At 69.6% G+C, this 930-nt stretch carries 1 protein-coding gene; it reads left to right on the top strand.

From position 1 onward, the window contains the following. Window positions 1–76: 76 nt before the first annotated feature. Window positions 77–901, top strand: a complete 825-nt coding sequence (locus tag ACH34R_RS44130; RefSeq protein ID WP_397567624.1) for an IS5 family transposase — start codon at window positions 77–79, stop codon at window positions 899–901. The last annotated feature ends 29 nt before the right edge of the window (window positions 902–930 follow it).

The raw sequence follows: 930 nt of genomic DNA, 5'->3' as shown, positions 1-930 counted from the left end.
AGAGCGTGTTTGAGAAGATCATTCATGTCCGGCGTGGCGGCGTGATCATCGGGCCCGGGACCGTCAAGCTGGCCCGGTGTCCCCTGATCGCTACCCCTCCGACCTGACCGACGCCCAGTGGGAACTGATCGAGCCGCTACTACCCGAGCCGAACACCGGCGGGCGACCGGAAAAGCACCCGCGCCGGGAGATCGTCAACGCCATCCTGTACGTCGTGCGTTCCGGCTGCCCGTGGCGGTACCTGCCCACCGACCTGCCGCCCTGGCAGACCGTGTACTGGTACTTCCAGCAGTGGGAGCACGCCGGCGTCACCGAGACCCTCCTGCGCGAGTTGCGTGTCAAGGCCCGCCGCGCCGACGGCCGCGCCGATGAGCCCTCGGCCGGGATCATCGACTCCCAGAGCGTCAAAGGCGCCGACACGGTGGGCCGCTCCACCCGCGGATACGACGCCGGGAAGAAGGTCAACGGGCGTAAGCGGTTCATCGTCACCGACACCACCGGCCTGCTCATCACGGTCGCGGTGCTGGCCGCGAGCTGGCAGGACCGCGATGGCGCGAAGACCGCGTTGTTGTCGGCCTACCTGACCACCCCGATCCGGCACGTGTTCGCCGATCAGGGGTTCGCCGGGCGCCTGGTCGACTGGACCCGCGACAGGCTGCGCACCACCCTGGAGATCGTGCGCAAGCCCGCGGACAAGCCCGGCTTCAACATCATCGCCCGCCGCTGGGTGGTGGAGCGGACACTGGCCTGGCTGACCGCCTGCCGCCGCCTGGCCCGCGACTACGAACGCGACCCCGCCGTCTCCGAGGCGCTCATCCGCTGGGCCGCCATCGCGGGCATGGCCCGCCGCATCACCCGGGGCGGACCCGCACGACGCCAACCCCGCTACCTCTGCCCCTGACCCAGAAACGATCTTCTCAAACACGCACT

The organism is Spongiactinospora sp. 9N601, assembly GCF_044326295.1.
Classification (GTDB): Bacteria; Actinomycetota; Actinomycetes; order Streptosporangiales; family Streptosporangiaceae; genus Spongiactinospora; species Spongiactinospora gelatinilytica.
This window is presented reverse-complemented; position numbering and strand designations above follow the sequence as displayed.